At 73.5% G+C, this 22,885-nt stretch carries 19 protein-coding genes; 6 read left to right on the plus strand and 13 right to left on the minus strand.

Annotation, left to right across the window (positions count from 1 at the left end; all coding sequences use genetic code 11):
• Positions 1-31: 31 nt before the first annotated feature.
• From ABD901_RS35365 to ABD901_RS35380, 4 genes are all read right to left on the minus strand, one after another.
• On the minus strand, positions 32-1,264 hold the full coding sequence (locus tag ABD901_RS35365) for a PucR family transcriptional regulator (protein ID WP_345133703.1): 1,233 nt from the start codon (positions 1,262-1,264) through the stop codon (positions 32-34).
• A gap of 216 nt (positions 1,265-1,480) precedes the next feature.
• Complete coding sequence (locus tag ABD901_RS35370) at positions 1,481-1,798, minus strand: TraR/DksA family transcriptional regulator (protein ID WP_345133705.1); 318 nt, start codon at positions 1,796-1,798, stop codon at positions 1,481-1,483.
• Between the two features lie 58 nt (positions 1,799-1,856).
• A complete protein-coding gene (locus ABD901_RS35375; protein ID WP_345133707.1) occupies positions 1,857-2,696 on the minus strand; it encodes a cell shape-determining protein MreB in 840 nt (279 codons plus the stop codon).
• A 435-nt stretch (positions 2,697-3,131) separates the two neighbouring features.
• Positions 3,132-4,079 (minus strand): DNA-3-methyladenine glycosylase family protein, encoded by a 948-nt coding sequence (locus ABD901_RS35380; RefSeq protein ID WP_345133709.1) that lies wholly within the window; start codon positions 4,077-4,079, stop codon positions 3,132-3,134.
• A 64-nt stretch (positions 4,080-4,143) separates the two neighbouring features.
• Between ABD901_RS35380 and ABD901_RS35385 the strand changes: the two genes are divergently transcribed.
• The 3 genes from ABD901_RS35385 to ABD901_RS35395 are packed head-to-tail and all read left to right on the plus strand — an operon-like array spanning position 4,144 to position 6,222.
• Positions 4,144-5,076 carry a helix-turn-helix transcriptional regulator gene (locus ABD901_RS35385; RefSeq protein WP_345133711.1) on the plus strand — a complete coding sequence of 311 codons (933 nt, stop codon included), beginning with the start codon at positions 4,144-4,146 and terminating at the stop codon, positions 5,074-5,076.
• Between the two features lie 10 nt (positions 5,077-5,086).
• Positions 5,087-5,689, plus strand: coding sequence for a hypothetical protein (locus ABD901_RS35390; protein ID WP_345133713.1), 603 nt, complete (start codon positions 5,087-5,089; stop codon positions 5,687-5,689).
• 5 nt (positions 5,690-5,694) lie between these two features.
• A complete protein-coding gene (locus tag ABD901_RS35395) occupies positions 5,695-6,222 on the plus strand; it encodes a hypothetical protein (RefSeq protein ID WP_345133714.1) in 528 nt (175 codons plus the stop codon).
• A 30-nt stretch (positions 6,223-6,252) separates the two neighbouring features.
• Here the strand turns inward: ABD901_RS35395 and ABD901_RS35400 are convergent, their stop codons facing one another.
• On the minus strand, positions 6,253-8,535 hold the full coding sequence (locus tag ABD901_RS35400; RefSeq protein WP_345133716.1) for a glycosyl hydrolase family 18 protein: 2,283 nt from the start codon (positions 8,533-8,535) through the stop codon (positions 6,253-6,255).
• A 72-nt stretch (positions 8,536-8,607) separates the two neighbouring features.
• Positions 8,608-9,195 (minus strand): TetR/AcrR family transcriptional regulator, encoded by a 588-nt coding sequence (locus tag ABD901_RS35405; protein WP_345133718.1) that lies wholly within the window; start codon positions 9,193-9,195, stop codon positions 8,608-8,610.
• A 23-nt stretch (positions 9,196-9,218) separates the two neighbouring features.
• On the opposite strand from ABD901_RS35405, the gene ABD901_RS35410 reads away from it, so the two are divergent.
• Positions 9,219-9,584 carry a cupin domain-containing protein gene (locus ABD901_RS35410; protein ID WP_345133720.1) on the plus strand — a complete coding sequence of 122 codons (366 nt, stop codon included), beginning with the start codon at positions 9,219-9,221 and terminating at the stop codon, positions 9,582-9,584.
• A 336-nt stretch (positions 9,585-9,920) separates the two neighbouring features.
• On the opposite strand, the gene ABD901_RS35415 is transcribed toward ABD901_RS35410, so the two are convergent.
• The 6 genes from ABD901_RS35415 to ABD901_RS35440 form a co-directional block, all read right to left on the minus strand.
• Positions 9,921-10,109, minus strand: coding sequence for a hypothetical protein (locus ABD901_RS35415; protein ID WP_345133723.1), 189 nt, complete (start codon positions 10,107-10,109; stop codon positions 9,921-9,923).
• Between the two features lie 60 nt (positions 10,110-10,169).
• Positions 10,170-11,138, minus strand: coding sequence for a Gfo/Idh/MocA family protein (locus ABD901_RS35420; protein ID WP_345133725.1), 969 nt, complete (start codon positions 11,136-11,138; stop codon positions 10,170-10,172).
• Between the two features lie 23 nt (positions 11,139-11,161).
• Entirely contained in the window at positions 11,162-11,530 is a 369-nt protein-coding gene (locus ABD901_RS35425) for a VOC family protein (protein ID WP_345133727.1), read from the minus strand.
• A gap of 9 nt (positions 11,531-11,539) precedes the next feature.
• Positions 11,540-11,830: a hypothetical protein gene (locus tag ABD901_RS35430; protein WP_345133728.1), complete on the minus strand. Its 291-nt coding sequence runs from the start codon at positions 11,828-11,830 to the stop codon at positions 11,540-11,542.
• Positions 11,823-15,227: an ATP-binding protein gene (locus ABD901_RS35435; RefSeq protein WP_345133730.1), complete on the minus strand. Its 3,405-nt coding sequence runs from the start codon at positions 15,225-15,227 to the stop codon at positions 11,823-11,825. The genes ABD901_RS35430 and ABD901_RS35435 overlap by 8 nt, the downstream gene beginning before the upstream one ends.
• A gap of 62 nt (positions 15,228-15,289) precedes the next feature.
• Positions 15,290-15,883: a hypothetical protein gene (locus ABD901_RS35440; RefSeq protein ID WP_345133732.1), complete on the minus strand. Its 594-nt coding sequence runs from the start codon at positions 15,881-15,883 to the stop codon at positions 15,290-15,292.
• A gap of 247 nt (positions 15,884-16,130) precedes the next feature.
• Here ABD901_RS35440 and ABD901_RS35445 point away from each other — a divergent pair, with 247 nt between their 5' ends.
• Complete coding sequence (locus tag ABD901_RS35445) at positions 16,131-20,720, plus strand: LamG-like jellyroll fold domain-containing protein (protein WP_345133733.1); 4,590 nt, start codon at positions 16,131-16,133, stop codon at positions 20,718-20,720.
• A 26-nt stretch (positions 20,721-20,746) separates the two neighbouring features.
• Here ABD901_RS35445 and ABD901_RS35450 read toward each other — a convergent pair whose 3' ends face one another.
• Positions 20,747-21,166: a hypothetical protein gene (locus tag ABD901_RS35450; RefSeq protein ID WP_345133735.1), complete on the minus strand. Its 420-nt coding sequence runs from the start codon at positions 21,164-21,166 to the stop codon at positions 20,747-20,749.
• A 197-nt stretch (positions 21,167-21,363) separates the two neighbouring features.
• Here ABD901_RS35450 and ABD901_RS35455 point away from each other — a divergent pair, with 197 nt between their 5' ends.
• Positions 21,364-22,836: a catalase gene (locus tag ABD901_RS35455; RefSeq protein WP_345133737.1), complete on the plus strand. Its 1,473-nt coding sequence runs from the start codon at positions 21,364-21,366 to the stop codon at positions 22,834-22,836.
• The last annotated feature ends 49 nt before the right edge of the window (positions 22,837-22,885 follow it).

Raw genomic sequence — 22,885 nt, forward strand, 5'->3', positions numbered from 1 at the left:
CGCCGCCGAGCCGGGTCGGCGATCTCGCTGGTTACGTGCTGCTTGGTAGCGTCTCGAGCGGCCAGTTGAGGACCTTGGCGCCGAGCACGGCCGCCTGCAGGGTGAACCGGTGTGCCGGGTCGACCGCGTCGTAGCCGGTCAGGGTCTTGATCCGGTCCAGGCGGTAGGTCACCGTGCGCACGGACACGTGCAGCCGTCTGGCTGATTCGGTGGCCACCCCGCCGGTGGCGAAGTAGGCGTCCAAGGTGTCCAGCAGCGGTGCGGGGCCGCCGCGGGCCTGCGTCAGCGGGGTGAGCACCGCGGAAACGAGATCGACGATGGCGGGCTGGTCGCGCAGCAGCACCCGGTAGACGAGCAGGTCGTGGGCGGTGACGACGGTTTTGTCGGTGTGCAGTCGTCCCGCCATGGTCAGGGCTTCGCGGGCCTCTTCGTAGGAGCGTGCGATGCCGTACAGGCCGGGGTGGGGGCGGCCGACGGCGACCCGCCACGGTCGTCCGTGCCGAAGGCGGTTGAGCTCGCCGTGCATGAGCTGGCCGAGGTCGTTGTCGTGGCCGGCGGGTGCGGTCCCGGTGGCCTCGGCCGGGGCGAGGACGACGAGCAGGCCCTCCTTGGTGGCGACGAGGACGTCGCGGTCGCCGAGCCGGTCGAAGATGACCGCTTCGAGGGCGCTGATCGCAGCGTCGGTGTCCGGCAGCCGCCGGCTCGGGGCGGCGAGCGCCACCTGGTGAACGCGGGCGAGGTCGAGTCCGAACGGTTCCGCCCGCTCGACGAGGCTGCCAAGATCAGAATCGCCGCGCAGCAGGTCGTCGATGAGTTCCCGGCGTAGCGCCTCCTCCCGGCGGACCAGGTCGCGGCGGGCGAGCGCGTAGCCTTCGGCGAGGGTGGCGACGGCGTCGTCGATGACGTGCAGCACAGCCGCCGCCGCGGCGCGTACGACCTCGCTGTCGCGGGAGCGCACCACCGCGGGCAGGTCCTGCCACAGCCGCCGCGCCGACGACAGGTACAGCTGCACCACGCGCCCGGCCGAGATGCCCTGCTCGGCGGCCTGCCGGCCGAGCCGGCCCACCGCATCGAGCTCGGCGCGTCTGGGGCGGCGTCCGCTGGCCGCCGCGTCGGCGAGCATCGGCAGGTAGTCGCCGAGCAGCTGGACCGGAACACCGCCGGCGTCGGCCGCGGCGGCAGTGGCGACGTCGGCCAGCCATGCCTGCTGCGCCGGCGGCGGTTCCGCATCGGCGGCATCTCGCCGTCGGCTGCTGTCGGCCACGCCCCAGTCACCTCCCACCCGCAGCACCACGCGGTGAACGCCTCCACCCCGGCCACACGGCGTCGCTCGTCAACGCTATGGCGGCTCGGGGCCTCTGTTGCCGGTCACCGGCAGTTTAACCCGACCGATGGTGCCGAGATGCCGCTGCGATTGCGGTTGATCAAGCTGCGTCACGGCGACGGTCGCTCCTTTGCGTGGTGCGCTGCCTGGTGCCGCTCAGCGTTCGCGGGGCTGGCAGGGCACGCAGAACCGGGCGTGCGGCAGGATCTCCAGCCGGGCGCCGGGAATCGGATCGGTGCAGCGTTCGCAGCGGCCGTAGACACCCGCGGTGATGCGGGACAGCGCGGCGGTGATCTCCTCGATCGCGTGGCGGGCGGCGACCGTGCGCGCGGCGATGGTGTGCGGGTCCTCGCCGATGCTGCCCGGGTCGGTGTCGGCGGCGGCGAGCACCGTGAGGTTCTCGGAGTGCTGACGCAACTGCGTCTGCAGCGTCTGCCGCAGCGTAGCGATGCTCGGGCCGGTGTCGATGTCCATTCGGGTCTCCCATCGAACTGTCGGATGAGGTGGCGGTGCGCCGGACAGGCGCTGCCCGTCAGAGCCGCACGGCGCCGCGACGCAGCGCGGCGAGGGCGGCCAGGCCCGCGCCACGCACCGCGGCCAGATGTGGTGCGGCGGGGCGGCGGACCGGAAGGCCGGCGGCACCGGCGATGCGGGCGGCCAGCCGCGGGCGGGTTGCGCCGCCACCGACGAGGAGCAGGCCCCCGCGTATCGCCGCGGCGATGGCCTGACGCCGGCCGGGCTGACAGCGCACCTGACCGATGAGCTCGGTGACCGCGGCGATGACCGCCGCATCGGGGTCCAGTTCGCCGGCGTGGTCGTGCAATCCGACGTCGCGCCGCTGGGCGGCGATGACAACGCCGCCCGCGAGCACAGCGACCTCGGTCAGGTGCGCGCCGACATCGGCGACCAGCAACGGGCCGGGCGCCGCGCCGGCACCGACCGCGGCGGCACGCACGGTGTCGATGAACAGCAGCCGTGCCGGCTGGAACACGGTCGTCATCACCTCCCGCAAGGCCAACTGCGCCTCCGCGTCGGCGCCCACGGGTCGGCAGGCCACGACCACGACACCGGCGGGCAGCGGCCGTCGCCGGCCGCACAGCAGACCGGACAGCCGCAACCGCACTGCCTCCGGGTCGGTGACCCGGCCCCGGACGACCGGGCCGGACCACTGCGCAGCGGCCGGCGCCGGGTTGGTGACGTGCAACGTACCGCGGCCGGACGCCCAAACCCGGGTATTGGCGCTGCCGAGGTCGACCCCCACGGCCGCCGGCTCGTGCGGCGTGGCCTCGTCGGCGGGGCGTGTCGGCCCGGCACGACGCCGCGGGTCATCCGGGCGTTCCCGAGCGGCGTTGTCTGTCGGTCTGGTGAGCACCGGTGCTCCTTTCATGCCAAACACGGACGAACGTTGAACAGCTGAACAGCCGACGGGTGGGTCCCGGACGCGGTCGCCGCGTGCGCCGCCGGCCCGACGTCAGCGGCAGGCGGTCGACTGGCCGTTTCGGCCGGGCGGCGACGGCTTCCGGCACGCGCGCTCGAGCCCTCGCTGCCCAGAGGCATCCGGCCATGCCGGCGCGGCACCGGTCGAACCGCCCAGCACGGGGCAGGCTGCGACCGGGACGGCAGGTCGCCTGCCATACAACGCACCAGCCGTCATCGTCACCACCCCTGCAAGCCGTGCCGAAAGGAACCTCCAGCATCGGCCACCGGTCACCGGTACACACCAGAATCGGTCGGCAACCTCGCGCCGGCCAAGTTGCCGATCACCGGCAATGTCGGGATCGCGGAGCCCGCACCGCGGACCGACGGCTCAGGTCGACGAGTGCGACGACGATGACGTGCGCACTGGTGGGCGGTGGCGGGGTGCGGACTGCGGCGAACGCTGCGCGCCGCCCGCTGCACGCCACCGGCGCTGCGTGGCGTGGATGAGGACCGAGCACCACATGCGGTACGGCGCCCAGGGTGCCGAGATCCGGGCCAGGTCGGCCGGCGACGGGTCGTGCGGCAGGGCGTAGAGGCGGCGGATGCCGGCGCGGGTGATGGGCTCGTCGGGCAGCGCGTCGGTGCGGCCGGCGCCGCGCAGCACGATCGCCGTCGCGAAGAAGTCGCCGATGCCGCGCAGGCGCTTCACGTCGGCGTACGCCTCGGCGACCGGCATGGCGCGCAGGCGGGCGCGGTCCAGGCGGCCGTCGAGGGCGGCGTCGGCGATGCCGTGCAGGCGGGAGAGCTTCTCCGCGTCGACGCCGGGCAGCGACGCCTGGCGGCGCAGCACCTGCGGGGACGGGAACGCGTGCACGGTGGCGCCGGGGACCTCGAACGGCTCGCCGCACAAGGCGGCGATGCGGGCGCGGATCGCGCGGCCCTGCTCGATGCGCATGCGGTGGGCGATGACGAAGGCGCACGCCGCCTCGTACGGGGAGTGGAACAGCACCGGGCGCAGGTACGCGTGCTCGGCCTGCAGCGCGCCGATCACCGGGTCGGCCTCCCCCACCCGCGGGAAGCCCGAGCCGTCCTCGTCCAGCGACAACGCGGCCAGGGCCTGCCGCCACGCCGCCTCGCCGGCACCGGAGCCGTACACCTCGCCCGAGACCGTGGCCGTGCCGGCGTGCTGGCGCAGCACCACCGCCGCCGAGTGGGTCCAGCCCTCGACCGGGAAGGCCATGACGATCGAGCGCGGGTCGTCGGCGGGGCGGACCCAGCCGCCGAAGTACTCGTTCTGCCGGGCCATGTCGTACGGGCCCGCGATTCGTGTCTGCATGCGTACCAGCATCGGCGGCATAACACGACATCCCTTGTCATCTTTTCCGCGGTACCGTATGAAAATGCGCGGCGACCGGCTGCTCTCCCTCGTGCTGCTCCTGCAGGCCCGTCCGACGGCGGCCGCGCCCGACCTCGCGGAGCGGCTCGGCGTGTCGGTGCGCACCGTGCTGCGCGACGTCGAGGCGCTCAGCGCCGCGGGCATTCCCGTCTACACCGAGCGCGGGCGGGGCGGCGGCATCCGGCTGCTGGACACCTACCGGGCGGGGCTGGCGCACCTGAGCCGGGCCGAGGGCGCCGGGCTCGCCGTCGGGCAGGCGCGCCTCGCCGGCGACCTCGGCCTCGGCGACGCGCTCGACACCGCCCTGGAGAAGCTGACCGGCGCCGGCGGGCGGGCGCTGCGCGGCGGGCTGGCCGACGCGCGCAGCCACGTGCTCGTCGACGTCGACCCGTGGATGCGCTCCGGCGAGCCGGTCCCGCACCTGCCCGCCATCCACGAGGCGTTGCTGCGGCAGCGGCGGATCTCCATGGTGTACCGCGACAGCGACGACATCCGCGCCGGGCGCACGGTCGACCCGGCGGGCCTCGTCGCCAAGGCCGGCGTGTGGTACCTGGTCACGGCCGAACCGGCGCTGCTGCGCGTGGCCAGGGTCGAGTCGTGCACCGTCCTCGACGAGCCGGCGCACCGCCCGCCCGGCTTCGACCTGGAGGCGGCCTGGTCGGCGCTGCGCGAGGGCGTCGAGGCCCGCCCGCGCGACCTCGCGGTCGTGGCCGAGGCCCGGCCCGAGGCGGCCGCGATGTGCCGCCGCCTGCTGGCCCGCCACCTGCGCAACCCCGCCGCCGGCGGCACCCGCCTCGAGCTGTCGTTCAACGGCGTCAACCACGCGGTCGGCAGCCTGCTCGGCCTGGGCACCCGACTCGAGGTCGTCGAGCCGCCGGAGGTCCGCGACGCGATGCGGGCGGCCGCCCTCGAGGTGGCGGCGATGTACCCCATGTGATCATTGCCCGGTGGCGGACCTCATGACCTATGCCGGCCCCGCGCCGGCCGACGGACCGGGCACCCGCACCGGCGGGGTGCCCCTCGTCCCGGCCGGCTTCGCGTGGCCCGAGTGCACCGAGTGCGACGGCGCGATGCAGTTCCTGGCCCAGGTCCGGCTCGGCGGCGACCTGTTGTCGATCTTCATGTGCCAGAACGACCCGGGCCTGTGCGACGAGTGGGACGCGACCGCCGGCGGCAACCGCGCGTACCTGTTCGGCGCCGACGCGACCGAGCCCGCCGCGGTGCCCGGCGAGGGCGAGACGCTGCTGGAGGAGGTGTCCGCGGTCGAGGTCGTCCCGGTTGACGCGCCCGCCTACCCGCAGGCCGCCGCCGAGTGGTCGCGCCGGACGGGCCGCCCGCGCTCCGACGTGCTCGGGCACCTCGGCGGAGAGCCGGCATGGCTGCAGTTCGACGAGACGCCGGCGTGCGCGTCCTGTGAGCGCCCGATGGACTTCGTCATGGCCCTCGAGGAAGGCCACGACTGGCACACGAAAATCAACTTCGGCGGCGGCCGCGGCTACGCCTTCCGCTGCGCGCCCTGCCGCGCCGCCGCGTTTCTTTGGCAGCGGTGATACCCGTGACCAAGCAGCGGTACCTCGTCCAGCACGACTACGGCATGGGCGCCCTGTGGTGGTGGATCCACGCCCGCTCGCCCCGCGAGATCCTCGAGACCTTCGCCGAGGTCGAGGTCATGCAGACCGCCGAGGCGATCGAGCGCGCGGAGGGCTGGGGCGGCCTCGACGAGGTCGACATCGACATCCTGCCGATGCCGCCGGGCCTGGACGGGCTGCGCGAGCGGCGCGACGGGCAGCGCGACCGGCCGGGCTTCGGCGCGCTCGCCGACCGGGAGATCGTGTACCTGCGCCACGACGGCGAGGAGGGCGACGCGTCGGTCTACCTGACCGAGGTCGGCTCCGACGGGCGGCGCATCCGGCAGGTGGAGCTGACCGGGGACGGCGCGGCGATCCGCTACGACGAAGACTCCTGGTTCTTCAACCCGCCGCTGGTGGACCTGTACGACCCCGACCTGCCGCAGCGGGAGATCGAACGGGCCGAGTTCGAACGTGCCTGGGCGAACGCCCGCCCCGCCGAGCCCGAGGAGTAGGCGGCGGGGCGGGACGGGCGCTGCTGCGGTTCAGAGCCCGGCGGACAGGGCACCCATGAGCGTGCCGCTCGTCGTGTCGCCGGACATCTCCCAGATCATGCCGCCGAGCAGGTTCTGCTGCTTGAGCCAGGCGGTCTTCTGGGCGATCGACCAGGTGTCGTCGAACGTCCACCACTGGCCGTTGGCGCCGGTGTAGCAGTACGTCGAGACCGACTGCGTGTCGTGGTAGACGGTGCAGCCGGGGACCATCGCGAGCAGGTTGGCGTACCCCCGCGTGCCCGCCTCCTCGGCGAACTGCCCGGGCGCGGCGCCGGTCGCGCTCTGCCACTCGCCGTTGGTGCCCGCCGGGCCGGCCGCCACGCCCTGCCAGCCGCGGCCGTAGAACGCGAAGCCGATCGTGAGCTGGCGCGGGTTGACGCCCTGGTCGGTGTACGCCTTGACGGCCCGGTCGACGGAGAACGTGAACGAGTACGGGTCCTGCGCGTCGGCGTAGAGGTTGCCCTGGTGCCCGGTGCGGTTGGGCTCCCACGAGTTGTCGCTGCCGGCGCCGTGGAAGTCGTACCCCTGCACGTTGGCGAAGTCCAGGTAGTCGAACACGCTCGGCGTGCCGTCGGCCTTCGACACGTCCCAGCCCGCGGCCAGCTTCACGGGGTCGGCGGGCGTGAACGCGGTCAGCAGGTAGCGCTTGCCGCCGAGCGCGTCGAGCTGGCGGCGGAACTCGGCGGTCAGCGCCAGCAGGTTCGCCTTGTCGGCCGCGCTGTAGTGGTTGCCGGCGTGCCCCTCGGCGCCCGGCCACTCCCAGTCGAGGTCGATGCCGTCGAAGATGCCGGCCGCGCTGCCCGGCCCGCCGGCGCCGTTGTACGCCGGCAGGTTGCCCTTGATGTACATGTCGATGCAGGACGAGACGAACTTCTGCCGCGATGCGGGTGTGGCCGCGGCGTCGGCGAAGAACTTCGAGTACGTCCACCCGCCGATCGAGATGAGCACCTTCAGGTTCGGGTACTTCGCCTTGAGCTTGCGCAGCTGGTTGTAGTTGCCGCGCAGCGTCTCCCACCCGGTGTCGGCGACGCCGTCGACGGACTGCGCCGCGCTGAACGGCCGGCCGTAGTCGGCGTCGGCGTCCCCGGCGCCGGTGCCCTGGTCCGGGTCCTGGGGGTTCGCCGTGGTACCGCGGGTCACGCCCTGCAGGCACGTCAGGTTGACGGGGTCGAGGTTGGCGAACGCGTAGTTGAGGTGCGTCAGCTTCGCCGCCGCGCCGGACGTGTCGAGGTTGCGCACGAAGTACTGCCGGCCGTAGACGCCCCACTGCACGAAGTACCCCACCTTGGCATAGCTGCCGGACCCGACCGAGTCGTCGGTCGTCACCGACTGCGCGGAGCTCGCCGGCGAGGCGTTGTCGTAGGTGTCGCGCGCCTTCACCGTGAAGGAGTAGGCGGTCAGCGGGGCCAGCCCGGTGACCGTCGCGCTGGTGGCCGTGGTCGTGGTCTTCAGGGCGCCGCCGACGTAGACGTCGTACCCCGCGATGCCGCTCGGGTCGGTCACCGCGTTCCACGCCAGGCTCACGCTGACGGCGGTCTTGCCGACCGCGCGCAGGTTCCCGGGCGCGGGCGGCGCAGCGGTGTCGTCGGCCGGGTTGAGCGTGGTCGCGCTGACGGGCGCGCTGTCGGCGGACACGTTGCCGCGCGTGTCCTTGGCCCGCACGGTGAACGAGTACGCGGTGTTGGGGCTGAGCCCGGTGACGGTGGCGGCGGTGTCGGTCACGCTCGTCTTGAGCGTTCCCCCTTGGTACACGTCGTAGCCCGCGATCGGGAAGTCGGTGGCCGCGGCCGCGTTCCACCGCAGTGACACGGTCTTCGTCGTGCGCCCGCTGACGGCGAGCCCGCCGGGCACGCCGGGCGCACGGTCGGCGCTGCCGTCACACTTGTTCCCGTTGATGCGGCAGTTCAACGGCTGGGTGTTGGTGCCGGTGGCGATGAACCAGAAGCTGTACGGCTCGGTGTTCTTCCCGGCCGCGACGGTGGCGTTGTAGTGCTCGTTGACGACCGTGACGTGGTTGCCGCTGCGGGTGACCTGACCGTTGTACCCCTGCCCGACGTTGAGCCCGGCGGGCACGTCGAACTCGAGGGTCCACCCCGTGATGGACGCGCTGGTGGGGTTGGTGACGATGTACTTGTCGACCCAGTACGTGCCGTAGTCGGACGCCGAGAACGTGGCGGTGAGCCCGGCGGTGGCGGCGGAGGCGGTCGCGCCGGGCAGCGCAACCGCGGCCCCGGCAAGGAGCAGAGTGGCGGCGAGAAGCCTGGTGGGGTGCACTCGTCCCTCCTTTAGGAAAGTTTCCTATTAGTTTCCGGGCGAGGGCCTATGCAGTCAAGGAAGTAAATATTTTCAGCCGCCGATGGCCTGCGCGAGCAGCGCCTGGGCCGTCCCGCGGACCGTCTCGGCGGCCTCGTCGCGGCTCTGCCCGGCGATGTCGACGAGCCAGATGAGCGCCTCGATCCCGGTGGCGGACCGGATCGCGACGGCGAGCCTCCTGACGTCGACGCCCGGGTGGCTGTCCCGCAACGGCCGCAGCGCGTCCTCGATCCACCCGATGGCCCGCCCCTGCCGCAGCGCGGTCCGCCCCGCCTGCGGCTCGAGCGACACCCGCAGCGACGCGCGCAACTGCGGCTCCCACTCGAAGTTGTACCGCGAGAACGCCGCCATGAACGCATCCAGCCGCTGGTGCACGTCGCCGGGCGCCTCGTCCCCGAGCAGCGTGTCGGGCGAGATCTGCGGATGCGCCGCCATCAGCAGGCTGCGCTGGTTCGGAAAGTACCGGTACGCGGTGGTCCGCGAGATCGCCGCGCGCTCGGCGGCCTCGTCGACCTGCGGCGTGATCCCTTCGGCGAGCAGTTCCCGGGTCGCCTCGACGAGCGCCTGCCGCGTCCGCGACTTCTGCCGGGTCCGCCCGGTCGCCTCATATGGAGTCGCCATCGGCTTCATGGTACCGTAGTCCCATGGTACTGGAGTCCCACGAAGCCGTAGACCCCACGATCACCGACCCGTCCCACTACCGCGTCGTGTTCGAAAACGCCCGGGTGCGCGTGCTGGAGTACCGCGACGCCCCCGGCGACAGGACCCACCCGCACCGGCACCCCGACAGCGTGATGGTGACGCTGACGTCGTTCGACCGCCGCATCTCGTCGGGCGGGCGCTCGGTCGACGTGTCGCTGGGGGCCGGCCAGGTCCGCTGGGTCGGCGCCCAGGAGCACACGGGCGAGAACATCGGGACCACGCCGACGCACGGCATCTTCGTCGAGCTCAAGGAGCCCGCCCCGACGCCGAGCACCGGCCCCGCTCCCCTGGGCCCGTCCGCGCAATAGCCTCGCCCCACCCCCAAACGCCGCACGCACACCACTCACACCACGTCCACAACCACAAACGCCGCACACCCTGAGCCGCGCGCGCCCCGCCGACGAGCCGGCGGACCCACGCAGCCGCGAACCCATGATCGGCGTCGTGATCACGCGTGCACGTGCGATCCGCGGGCTGCCGAACAACGCTCCGGCCGGCGAGCCAGCCGATGCACGACGCCGGAACGCGAACCCGGATGCCTCGCTCGGCGGTCCTTCCGGTTTCTCCCTTCACGGTACCAACCGGCACCTAACCGATCTTCAACGCCGTTGCGCACCGTAGCCGAGCGCGACAGCGAGTGACCGTCAGGCGCGGAAGCGGCGTACGCCCGAGATGAGCAGGACCAGGCCGACCACGGCGACCAGCGGGCCGATGATGGCCCACATCGTCGCGCCGCTCATGGCGCTGCCGCCCAGCACGTTCAAACCCTGCAACGTCCAGACCGCGCCGGACAGGACCAGCAGAACACCGACGATGACGAGCACCCAACGCATGGCGTCCACACTGGACCTGGCGACCGGCGCGCGCAATGGGCGTTCGGAAGTCGTAAGGATTCAGCGCGGGGACAGGCCGGCCGCGCGGTAGACGGCGTCGATCACCGTCATGTTCGCGATCGAGTCGGCCGGTGGGGTCAGGTTCGCGGACGCGTCGCCCGCCACTGCGGCGGCGAAGGCCCGCAGCTGGTGCACATACGTGGCGGCGCCGGGGACGCGCTCGTGGGTGGTGCGGCCGGCGCGCGTGATGGTCAGGCGGTGGAACGCGCTCGGCATCAGGTAGTTGAAGATCTTCAGGGAGCCCTCGCTGCCGACGTAACGGGCCGAGAGGCTCAGCAGGCGGCGGGACCACATGCTGGCCGTCGTGTGGCCGGTCGCGCCCGACGCGAAGCTGTACGACGCGCTCATCGCGCGGTCCACGCCGGGCTTCTGGAGCAGGGCGCGCGCCGAGACGACCGACGGTTCGGCGCCCGCGAGCGTGCGCAGGGCGTGGACGGTGTAGCAGCCGGCGTCCATCATGGCGCCGCCGGCCAGCGACAAGTCGTACCGGATGTCGCCGAACCTCGGCAGCGGGAAACACAGCGACGTCTCGATGCGGCGCGGCGAGCCCAACGTCGGCAGGATCTCCAGGACGCGGGCCAGCAACGGGTGGTAGCGGTAGTGGAAGGCCTCTATGACGACCAGGCCGGATGCCTGCGCGGCCGCGGCGACCTCGCGGGCCTCGGCGGCGTTCGCGGTCAGCGGCTTCTCGCACAGCACGTGCTTGCCGGCGGCCAGGGCCGCCAGGGTCCAGCGCGCGTGCAGGCCGTTGGGGAGCGGGTTGTACACCGCGTCGATGGACGGGTCCGCGATGAGCTCCTCGTAGCCCGCGTGCACGGCGGCGATGCCGTGCTTGGCGGCGAACGCGGACGCGCGGGTGCGGTCGCGGGCCGCCACGGCCGCCACCGTGACCTCCGGGACGGCGTGGGACGGGCGGATGAGCGCGGGAGGGGCGATCCGGGCGGCGCCGAGCACGCCGATGCGCAGCATGCCGCGACTGTACCCGCCAGTGCCTAGTCGGCGACCTGCGACACCAGGCCGACGAGGTTGCCCTCGCTGTCTTCGAACGCCGCCTGCCACTCCTGGGTGCCGGCCGGGCCCAGCGCGTCGTCCGCGTGGGTGAAGATGACGTGCGGCTCCGAGCGGATGGGGGCGCCCGCCGCGCGCAGGCGATCGACGGCGTCGGCGATGTCCGCAACGGCGATGTAGAGCATGGCGGCCGGTGCGTTGCGCTCCAGCATGAGCCGCACGCCGTCGAGGTCGAAGAAGACCAGGCCGGGCGGGTCGTACACGGCGCGCGGCTCGGCCTGCAGGAACGTCGCGTAGAAACGGGTGGCGCGCTCCAGGTCCTCGACGCGCTGCGCTACCTGCACCAGCCTCATACCCGCAGGCTACAGGGCCGTCACCGTCGCCGTCGCGGTCGTCAGGGTGCTCGCGCCGGCGGCGCGCAGGGCCTCGCAGACGCCCTCCAGCAGACGCGGGGTGAGTTCGGCCGGGCCGGACACGTGCGTGACGACGGCGTCGGGGCCGGTGCGGCGCACGACGGCGTGCGCGACGACGGCGGCCGTGGCGACGTCGTGCAGGACGTACAGGTCGTCGCGGTCGTCGCGCACGGCGAGCGCATTGCGGGCGGCGCCGTCGCCGGGCAGGACGAGCAGGCCGTCGCTGAGGGCGTCAGCCATCGGCGCGCTCCTCGCCGATCAGGGCGGACAGGCGCGGCAGGCCCCGGTCGGCGACGCGGCCGGCCTCGTCGAGCAGGACCCGGCGGGCGGCGGGGTCGCCGCCGGTGGCACGCAGCACCCGGGCGAGGGCCGCGCGGGCGTACGCCGCCCAGCCCGGCAGCCCGCCGGCGTCGTCGATGCGGATCGCCGAACGCAGGTGCGCCTCGGCGGCGGGCAGGTCGCCGGCGCGCTCGGCGAGCAGGCCGAGGGTGCGGTCGACGGCGCCGCGGCACACGACGCCGGTGCCGGCGACCGCGACCCGCCCGGCGTGCGGCGCGAGGGCGGCGGCGGCCGCGGCGACCTGCGGCGCGGAGCCGACGGCGGCGATGACCTCGGCGCGGACCGCCCACGAGTGGACCAGGCCCCAGCCGGGCAGCGGCTCGGCGAGGGCGCGCTCGATCGCGGCCCGCGCGCCGGCAGTGTCGCCGGCGCGCAGCAGGGCCAGGGCCACGCCCTCGTTGATGCCGGGCATGCCGGCCTGCGCGACGGTGGTGAGCGCCGCGACGAGGTCGGGCAGGCGGCCCTGCTCGTCGCGCAGCGCGAACAGCTGGCTGGCCAGGGTCTCCTCGGCGCCCCACATGCCGGTGCGGCGGTGCACGGCGGCCGCCGAGTGCAGCGCCGCCTCGGAGGCGGCGAGGTCGCCGTCGAGGAGGAGCTCGGTGGCGGCGTACCACGCCTGCTGCGCCAGCAGGCCGGGCAGGCCGAGCCCGGCGGCGAGGGCGCGGCTGCGCTCGACGTGCGCGGCGCCGTCGCGGCGGCGGCCCTGGTCGAGCATGGACACGCCGGCGTACCAGCGGCCGGTCGCCTCGGCCACCGGGCCGGCGGGCAGGGACGCGAGCTCGAGGGCGGCGGCGACGCGGGCGTCGACGGTCTCCGGCGACCAAGTGTTGACGATGTGGGCGGCGAGGGTCTGTGCGAGCAGCGCCGGGTCGCCGGCCGCGCGTGCGGCGGCGACGGCCCGGTCGCAGGTGTCGAGGGTGGCCGCGGCGTCGCCGGTGCGGGCGGTCTCGGCGCCCTCGCAGGACAGCAGCCGGCAGCGCAGCGCCTCGTCGAAGCGTTCCAGGCGGGCGGTGCTGCGCCGCAGCCGGTCCAGCACGACCGGGTCGGGCCACGGGCCGGGCCACAGGGTGGCGGTGGCGGTGCCGTAGGCGACGAGGGCCTCGGCGACGAGCCGCTCGTCGCCGAGGGTCTCGGCGATCGTGACGGCCTGCAGGGTCGCCTCGCGGGCGGCGGGCACGTCGGAGGCCTGGTGCAGGACCACGGCCAGGGCGACGAGCAGCTCGTATCGGCGCCGCGGCGGCAGCGCCGGGTCGTCGCCGGCGAGGTCGAGGACGCGCCGCCGCCAGGTCGCGGCCTCCGACGGGGCGCCGCGCCCGGACGCCTCGGCGGCGGCCTGCTCGGCGGCCTCGACGGCGCGGCCGGCGACGTCGAGGCGGCGGGCGGCGGCCTGCTGCAGGTGGTACGCCAGCGCCGCAGCCCGCCCCGCTCCCCCGCCGCCCTGGACCGCCTCGGCCGCGCGCAGGTGCAGCGCGGCCCGGCGGGCGGCGGGCAGGTCGGCCCGGATCGCGTCGCGGACGAGGGCGTGGCCGAAGCGGACGCGGCCCGTGCCGGGGTCCTCGTCGAGGATGCGGTGCACGACGGCGACGTCGAGCAGGTCGAGGGTGCGCTCGGGGTCGAGGCCGCAGACGCCGGACAGCAGGGCGAGGTCGACGTCCTGGCCCAGGACGGCGGCGACGGACAGCACGGTGCGCGCGTCGTCGGGCAGCGCGGCGACGCGCAGCCGGACCAGGTCGCGGACCCCTGCGGGCACCTCGCCGGCCGGCACGGGCGCGACACCGCCGGGCGCGGTGAGCAGCCGCATGGTCTCGCGCACGAAGAGCGGGTTGCCGCCGGTGCGCTCGTGCAGGGCGGCGACCTGCTCGTCGTCGAGCTCGTGGCCGGCGGCGCGGGCGTAGGCGGCGACGTCACCGGCGGCGAGGCGGCGCAGCTCGATGCGGGCGGCGCCGGCCCGGGTGAGCGCGGCGAGGGCGGCCGTGACCGGCTCGCCGTCGCCGGCGGCCAGGTCGCGGACCGCGGCGACGAGGCACACGGGCCGGGCCGCGAGGTCGTCGGCGACGGCGGCGAGGACCTGTGCCGAGGCGTCGTCGAGCCACTGCAGGTCGTCGAGCACGATCGCGACCGGCGCGCCGCCGGCCGGTGGCAGGGCGTCGCGGACCGCCTGGGCCATGCGCCAGCGGGCCCGGTCCGGCTCGAGGCCCTCGGTGTCCGGGGAGGGGGCACCCAACGCGGCGAGTGCGGCCAGCCAGCCGCGCCAGGCCTGTTGTGGCTCCGGTACCGCGGTGACGGCGGCAATACGCAGCCCGGGCGCGACGGCGGGCAGCTCCCGCAGCAGCCGGGACTTGCCGATGCCGGGCTCGCCGGCCACGACCAGCAGCGCGCCGCGCCCCTCGGCGGCACCCGCGGCGGCGGCGCGCAGTGCGGCCACGGCGTCGTCGCGCCCGACGAGGATGTCGCGGCGTTCCTCGCTGCCGACGACATCGGCAACCGGCGCAGCAGCTGCCGCGGCCGGTCGCGGGTCCAGGTGCGGCGCCTGGCGCAGCACGTCGCGCTCCAGGTCGCGCAGCGCGGGGCCGGGGTCGATGCCGAGCTCCTCGGCGAGGCGGCGGCGCACGTCGGTGAGGACGCCGAGCGCGTCGGCCTGCCGCCCGGCCCGGTACAGCGCGACGGCGAGCAGCTCCCACAGCCGCTCGCGCAGCGGGTGCGCGGCGACGAGCCGGCGCAGCTCGGGCAGCGCGGCGTCGTGCCGGGCGAGGCGGATCTCGGCGGCCCACAGCTCCTCGGTGGCGGTCAGGCGCTGCTCGACGAGGCGGGCGGCGTCTGGCTCGAGGGCGGCGACGGGCACGTCGGCGTACGGCCGGTCGCTGCGCCACAGGGCGAGCGCGGCGGCGAACGCGTCGCGTGCGGCCCGGGCGTCGCCGCCGTCGAGCAGGTCGCGGCCCCGCTCGACGGCGTGCTCGAAGCGGATGCGGTCCAGGTCGTCGCCGACGCGCAGCGCGTAGCCGGGCGGCGCGGTGACGAGGACGGTCGCCGGGCTGCCGGGGCGGCGGCCCGGCTCGAGGATGCGGCGCAGGTTGGACACGTACGCCTGCAGCGAGCCCAGCGGACGCGACGGCGGGCTGCCCTCCCACACCTCCTCGACGAGCCGGTCGACGGAGACCAGCCGCGGCGCGGCGGCGGCCAGCAGCGCCAGCACGGTGCGCTGCTTGGGGCTGCCCGCGTCGGCGATCGACCCGCCGAGGAGCACCTCGACGGGCCCGAGCACCCGGACCTCCGGTACCGAACCGTCCCGCACCGCCACCTCCGCCGCCCTGCCGCTCCGGCGGGTCAGGGTAGCAACGTGGCGACGCAGGAGTGGGTGCGTCACGGCTTCGCGGTGCCGCGCAGGGGCACGATCCCGGTCACGGCGAGGGCGAGGCCGGCCACCATGGACGCGGGGATGATCCACAGGCCTTCGACGACGGGGATGCCGGGCCCGGCGACGAGGACGACGGCGGCGGCGACGAGGCCGATGCCGGCCCAGCGCACCGGCGGGCGGGCGGGGCGGCGAATGAGGGCGACGCCGAAGAGCACCACGGAGAGGATCCAGCCGAAGCCGATGACCGCGTTGACGGTGCCGGCGGGCCCGGCTTCGACGGTCTTGTCGACGCCGCCGGGCAGCGGCGCGATGAACGCCTCGAACCAGGCGCCGGGCGCGAGGCCGGCGAAGGTGACGGCGAGCAGGATCGCGGCCGCGGCGGCCAGGCGCGAGGGGCGCACGGCGCCGCCGGCCAGGACGAGCAGCGGCAGCCCGGCGGCCAGCAGCAGCCCGCCGAGGCCGAAGATGAGGTGGGCCGCCTCCCAGGTGGCGGCGGCGTGCGCGGCCTCGCTGTGCTCGAGCGGGTGCAGCGCGTTGCCGACCGCGAAGAGCACGCCGCCGGCGCCGACCAGCAGGCCGGCCGTGATGTCCGTACGCATGTCGAATGTCTCCCGTTTCCGTGTTGTCGGTTGGATGCCGGCCACGGTGGGCGGACGTGCTTGGCGAACGCTTGGCGCGCCCCTTGGCGGCGGCGTGGCGTGACGGATAGCCGACGACGGTTCCCGGCAAATGCCGGCGAATCCGGACGCACAGTCACGCATGGCCATGTGTCACCGTGCGAACGGTTGATGCCTGCGCGGCGGACGGATGAATACAGTCCCGCCATCCGAAGCGGAGGTTGCGGCAATGTTGCTGTCCAGGAAACGCAGGAATCGGGCGATTGGCGTCGTCGCCGGCCTGTTGCTGGGCTTGTTCGTCGTGGTTTCGCAGCCCGCGCCGGCCACGGCCGACACGTTCTCGAGCCCCGGCTTCACCACCGAGGTGATCGCGACGGTGGACAAGTACACGCTCGTCGGCGAGGCCTTCGCCCCCGACGGCCGGCTGTTCGTGTGGACGAAGCCCGGCGTCGTACGGGTGTTCAAGAACGGCCAGCTGCTGCCGACGCCGTTCCTGGACCTCACCGGCAAGGTGAACACCTATGACGACCGCGGCCTGTGGGGCATGACCTTCGACCCGGACTTCGTCAACAACGGCTACATCTACCTGACGTACGTGTACGAGAACACGAGCAACCCGAACGACCCCGGCGCCAAGACGTCCCGGCTGGTGCGCGTGACCGCCAACCCGGCCAACCCCGACGTGGCCCTGCCGGGCAGCGAGACGGTCATCCTCGGCAGCGTCGGCACCGCGCCGTGCAACCCGGGCGCCGACTGCATCCCGGCCGACGGCAGCAGCCACACGATCGGCGCGCTGCAGTTCGGGCCGGACGGCAAGCTGTTCGTGGGCAACGGCGACGCCGACGACGCCACGAAGGCCGACGTCAACGCGCTCGGCGCGCAGGACCTCACCAGCTACCGCGGCAAGATCCTGCGGATCAACAAGGACGGCACCGCGCCCGCCGACAACCCGTTCTACGACGGCACGAACAGCGTCAAGTCGAAGGTGTACCTCTACGGCGTGCGCAACCCGTTCCGCTTCGCCCTGCAGCCGGGCACGAACCACATCTGGTTCGGCGACGTCGGCTGGAACACGTGGGAGGAGATCAACGACGGCGTGCCCGGCGCCAACTACGGCTGGCCGTGCTACGAGGGCAACGACGTGCAGCAGTCGTTCCAGAACCTCTACGCGCAGTGCCGCAACCTGCCCGCCTCCGCCGTCACCGCGCCCTACCACACGTACAACCACTCGGTCGGCACCGCCGCGATCGGCGGCCCGTTCTACACCGGCAACCTGTACCCGGCGCAGTACCAGAACAACTACTTCTTCGCCGACTACTCCGGCAACTTCATCAAGCGGGTCACGTTCGACGCCAACCACAACCCGACCGGCGTGCAGCCGTTCGCCACGAACGTCGAGGCGCCGGTGTCGCTGGCCGTCGGCCCCGACGGGATGATCTACTACCTGTCGTTCACCACCGGGCAGTTGCGCCGGATCCGGTTCAACGGGCCGTCGGCGAACGCGACGGCGACACCGCAGTACGGGTACTCGCCGCTGCAGGTCGCGTTCTCCAGCGCCGGTTCCGTCGACGCCGGCGGTGCGAGCCTGTCGTACCTGTGGGACTTCGGCGACGGCGTCACGTCCACCGAGGCCAACCCGACCCACACGTACACCGCCGGCGGCGTGCAGACGTTCACCGCGAAGCTGACCGTCACCGGCACCGCCGGGCTGACGTCGCAGGCCACCACCACCGTCACCGTCGGCAGCTCGCCGCCGGTGCCGACGATCAGCGCGCCGGTGAACAACACCACCTACCAGCCCGGGCAGACCGTGAACTTCGCCGGCTCCGCCACCGACCCCGACCAGGGCGCCCTGCCGGCCAGCGCGCTGAGCTGGACCGTGCTGCTGCACCACGACACGCACATCCACACGTTCGTCGGCGGCACCGGCGCCAGCGGCAGCTTCGTCGTGGACGACCACGGCCCGATCGGCACCTTCTCGTACGAGGTCATCCTGACCGCGACCGACGCCAGCGGCCTGCGCTCGAGCACGAGCGTGCTGCTGCCGATCGGCCAGGACTCCTCGCCGCCCAGCGCGCCCGCGAACCTCGCCGCCGCCGTCAACGGCACGCAAGTGGGCCTGACGTGGGGGGCGTCCACGGACAACGTGCTCGTCAGCGGGTACCGCGTGGAGCGCTGCCAGGGCGCCGCGTGCACCGACTTCGCCCAGATCGCGACCCCGACGGCCACGAGCTTCACCGACACCGGCCTCACCCCGAACACCACCTACCGCTACCGGGTGGCGGCCGCCGACCCGTCGAGCAACGTCAGCGCGTACTCGAACATCGCCACCGCAACGCTGAGCGCCGCGCCGACGCAGCCGACCGGCCTGATCGCCGGCTACACGTTCGACGCCGGCAGCGGTACCACCGCGGCCGACACGTCCGGCAACGGCAACACCGGCACGCTCACCGGCGGCACGTGGGTCGCCACCGGCAAGTACGGCGGCGCCCTGAAGTTCAACGGCTCCGGCGACATCGTGAAGGCCCCCTCGGCGGCGTCGCTCAACGCCACGACCGGGCTCACCATGGCGGCCTGGGTCCAGCCGACCGCGGCGCAGTCCGGCTGGCGGACCATCATGCACAAGGAGACCGACGCCTGGTTCCTCAACGCCGGCAGCGACTCCGGCGCGCTCAAGCCGGCCGGCGGGGTGACGACCGGCAGCAGCGACTCCGTGGTGTACGGCACGACCGCGAGCCCGGTGAACCAGTGGACGCACGTGGCGATGACCTACGACGGAGCGAACCTGAAGCTGTACGTCAACGGCACGCTGGTCGCCACGAAGGCCAAGACCGGCACGCTCAAGCAGACCACCGGCCCGCTGTCGATCGGCGGGAACACGCCCTACGGGGAGTACTTCGTCGGCCTCATCGACGAGGCGCGGGTGTACAACCGGGCGCTCACCGCCGCCGAAGTCCAGACGATCATGAACTCGCCGCTGGTGGCGCCGGTCGCCGACACCACGCCCCCGTCGACGGTCACCGCGCTGACCGCGACGCCGTCCGGTTCGTCGCACGTCAACCTGTCGTGGCCGGCGGCCACCGACGACGTTGCGGTCTCCGGATACCAGGTCGAGCGTTGCCAGGGTGACGGCTGCACGAACTTCGCCTCCGTCGGCAGCGTCGGCGCGACCTCGTTCACCGACAGCGGCCTGGCCGACAGCACCGCCTACACCTACCGGGTCCGGGCCACCGACGCGGCGGGCAACCTGGGCGGCTGGTCGCCGACGGCGAGCGCGACGACGACGGCCGCGTCCGACACCACGGCGCCGTCGGCGCCGGCGAACCTGGCGGCGACCGTCGCCGGGAACACGCAGATCAACCTGACGTGGTCGGGCTCGACCGACGACGTGGGCGTCGCGGAGTACCGCATCGAGCGCTGCTCCGGCGCGAACTGCACGACCTTCGCGCAGGTGGCGACGGCGACCTCGCCGACGTATGCGAACACCGGCCTGACCGCCGGCACCGTGTACCGGTTCCGGGTCCGGGCCGCCGACGCCGCCGGGAACGTGAGCGCGTACAGCAACATCGCCACGGCGACGACGACCGCCTCCGACACCACGGCGCCGAGCGCGCCGGCGGGCCTGACCGCCACCGCGGCCAGCCCGACGCAGGTGGACCTCGCCTGGACCGCGTCGACCGACAACGTCGGCGTCGCCGGCTACCGCGTCGAGCGCTGCACCGGCGCCGGCTGCACCACCTACGCCGAGGTGGCCCAGCCGGCCGGCACGACGTGGTCGGACACCGGGCGTGCACCGGCCACGACGTACCGGTACCGGGTGCGGGCCACCGACGCCGCCGGGAATCTCGGCGCCTACTCGTCGGTCGTCGCGGCCACCACGCCGGCCCTGCCCGACTCGACGCCGCCGTCGACGCCGGCGTCGCTGACCGCCACCCCGAACGGCACGCAGGTCGCGCTGTCCTGGCCCGCGTCCACCGACAACGTGAGCGTGGCCGGCTACCGCGTCGAGCGCTGCGCCGGCGCCGGCTGCACCGACTTCGCGCAGGTGGCGACCCCGGCCACCACCTCGTACACCGACTCGGGCCTGGCCCCGAACGCCACCTACCTGTACCGGGTGGCCGCAGTGGACCCGTCGGGCAACGTGAGCGGCTGGTCGCCGACCGCGTCCGCGACGACGAGCAGCGCGCCGACCCAGCCGACGGGCCTGATCGCCGGCTACACGTTCGACGCGGGCAGCGGTACCACCGCGGCGGACTCCTCCGGCAACGCCAACACCGGCACGGTCACCGGCGCCACCTGGGCCGCGGGCAAGTACGGCGGCGCGCTGTCGTTCAACGGCACCTCCGACATGGTGCGGGTGCCCGCCTCCGCCACCCTGAACCCGAGCACCGGCCTCACGCTGGCCGCCTGGGTCCAGCCGACGGCGGCGCAGCAGGGCTGGCGCACGGTCATGCAGAAGGAGAACGACGCCTGGTTCCTCAACGCCAGCAACGGCGCGGGCGCGCAGAAGCCGGCCGGCGGCGTGACGGCGGGCGGCAGCGACAAGGTCGTCACCTGCCCGACCGCGACGACGCTGAACCAGTGGACGCACATCGCCCTGACCTACGACGGCGCGACGCTGAAGCTGTACGTCAACGGCGTCCAGGTCTCCTCGACGGCGAAGACAGGGACGTTGCAGCAGACGAGCAATCCGCTGTCGATCGGCGGCAACGCTCCCTACGGGGAGTTCTTCAAGGGCCTCATCGACGAGGCCCGGGTGTACAACCGGGCCCTGACCCCCGCGGAGATCACCACGGTGATGAACACCCCGCTGTCCTGATTCCCGCCACGGCCGCGGGGGCACTCTCACGGTGCCCCCGCGGCCCCCGGAACCACCTGCGCGGCGAACCGCTCGTGCGCCCGCGGCACCCGCACCCACTGCGAGTCCCGCGAGACGTGCGCCCCCGCAACGGCCGAGGCGTAGCTGCGCGACACCACCACGAGCCCGAGCACCGCCACCACGATCAGCCCCGCGATCTCAAGCCCCGCGCCACCGCCCCGCGCGTCGACCACGCCCGGCAGCACGGCGAACGCCCCGGCCAGCAGCGCCAGCCCGGCGAGCAGCCGGACGACCCGCAGCACCCCGCACCGCCCGCACCACGGCCAGCGCGGCGCCCACACGTCCTCACGCATGACCACGACGGCGATGAGGAAGAACAGCAGCCCGAGCGGGATGAGCGCGTAGGCCCACGGCCGCGGCCGCGACGAGAACCGCAACGACTTCATCTGCGTGGCGTCTCGCCCGTGCCGCGCACAGACCCGCGGCAACCCGGCCGCCGCGGTGACTTGACCCGAGGAAATCTGCACAGCCGGCACTTCGAACTCCTGATCATCAATCGGTGGGCGCTCAGCATGCCAGACCGGGTGAGGAGGTCACGCTGGGGCGCAGGTGTAGAGCGGGAGTGCCGGGTAGCAGGACCGGCATGACTGACCAAAGACCGATCACGACGACCGATGCCGGTGCGCCGGTGGCCAGCGACGAGCACTCGCTGACGGTCGGGGCCGGCGGGCCCAACCTGCTGCAGGACACCTACCTGCTCGAGAAGCTGGCGCACTTCGTGCGCGAGAGGGTGCCGGACCGGGTGTACCACGTCAAGGGTGGCGGGGCCTTCGGCTACTTCGAGGTGACGCAGGACGTCACGCCGTGGACCAAAGCGGCGTTCCTGAACAAGGTCGGCAAGCGCACGCCGGTGCTGGCGCGGCTGTCGACGGTGGCCGGCGAGGAAGGCTACGCCGACACCGACCGCGACGTGCGCGGGTTCGCGGTGAAGTTCTACACCGAAGAAGGCAACTACGACATGGTCGGCAACAACACGCCGGTCTTCTTCGTGCGCGACCCGATGAAGTTCCCGGACTTCATCCACTCGCAGGAGCGCATGCCGGACAGCGGGCTGCGCAGCAACAATGCGCAGTGGGACTTCTGGACGCTCTCACCCGAGTCGGCGCACCAGGTGACCGTGCTGATGAGCGACCGTGGGACGCCGCGGACGTGGCGGCACATGAACGGGTACAGCAGCGACACGTACATGTGGCAGAACGCCGCCGGCGAGCGGTTCTGGGTGAAGTACCACTTCAAGACCGAGCAGGGCATCCAGAACATGACCGACGCCGAGGCCAAGGCGATGCGGGCCGAGGACCTGGACTTCCACCGGCGGGACCTGCGCGACTCGATCCTGCGCCGCGAGCATCCGGCCTGGCGGGTCGAGATGCAGATCATGCCGGTCGCCGACGCCGCCGGCTACCGGTTCAACCCGTTCGACATCACCAAGGTCTGGCCGCACCGGGACTACCCGACGATCCCGATCGGCCGGATGGTGCTCAATCGCAACCCGGAGAACTTCTTCGCCGAGATCGTGCAGGCCGCCTTCGACGTGGCGAACATGGTCCCGGGCATCGGCCCCAGCCCCGACCGTATGGTCCTCGGGCGGATGTTCGCCTACGGCGACTCCAACCGGTACCGCACCGGCCCGAACTACGCCCAGCTGCCGGTCAACCGGCCGCTGAACGAGGCGCACAACTACAACAAGGACGGGCCGATGCGGTACCACCACAACGGCAACCAGGCGGTCTACGCCCCGAACAGCTACGGCGGCCCGGCCGGCGACCCGCGGCGCTTCGCCGACCCGAGCTGGACGGTGGAGGGCGCCGAGATCATGCGCGCCGCGTACGAGGCGCACCCGGAGGACGACGACTTCATCCAGCCCGGCCGGCTGTACCGCGACGTCATGACGCCGGCCGACCGCGACCACCTGGTCACCAACATCGCCGCGCACCTGGGCACGGACGTGGAGCGGTTCATCCAGGAGCGCGCGGTGCGCGACTACTGGGCGAAGGTCGACCCGGACCTCGGTGCCCGCGTCGCCGAGCAGATCGGGCTGGCGGCCATGAGCCGGTGACGGCCGGCGGGCCGCGGATTAGCCCCCCAGCCGTGGGTAGTGCAGGCGG

This window comes from Dactylosporangium darangshiense (genome assembly GCF_039537565.1).
GTDB lineage: Bacteria > Actinomycetota > Actinomycetes > Mycobacteriales > Micromonosporaceae > Dactylosporangium > Dactylosporangium darangshiense.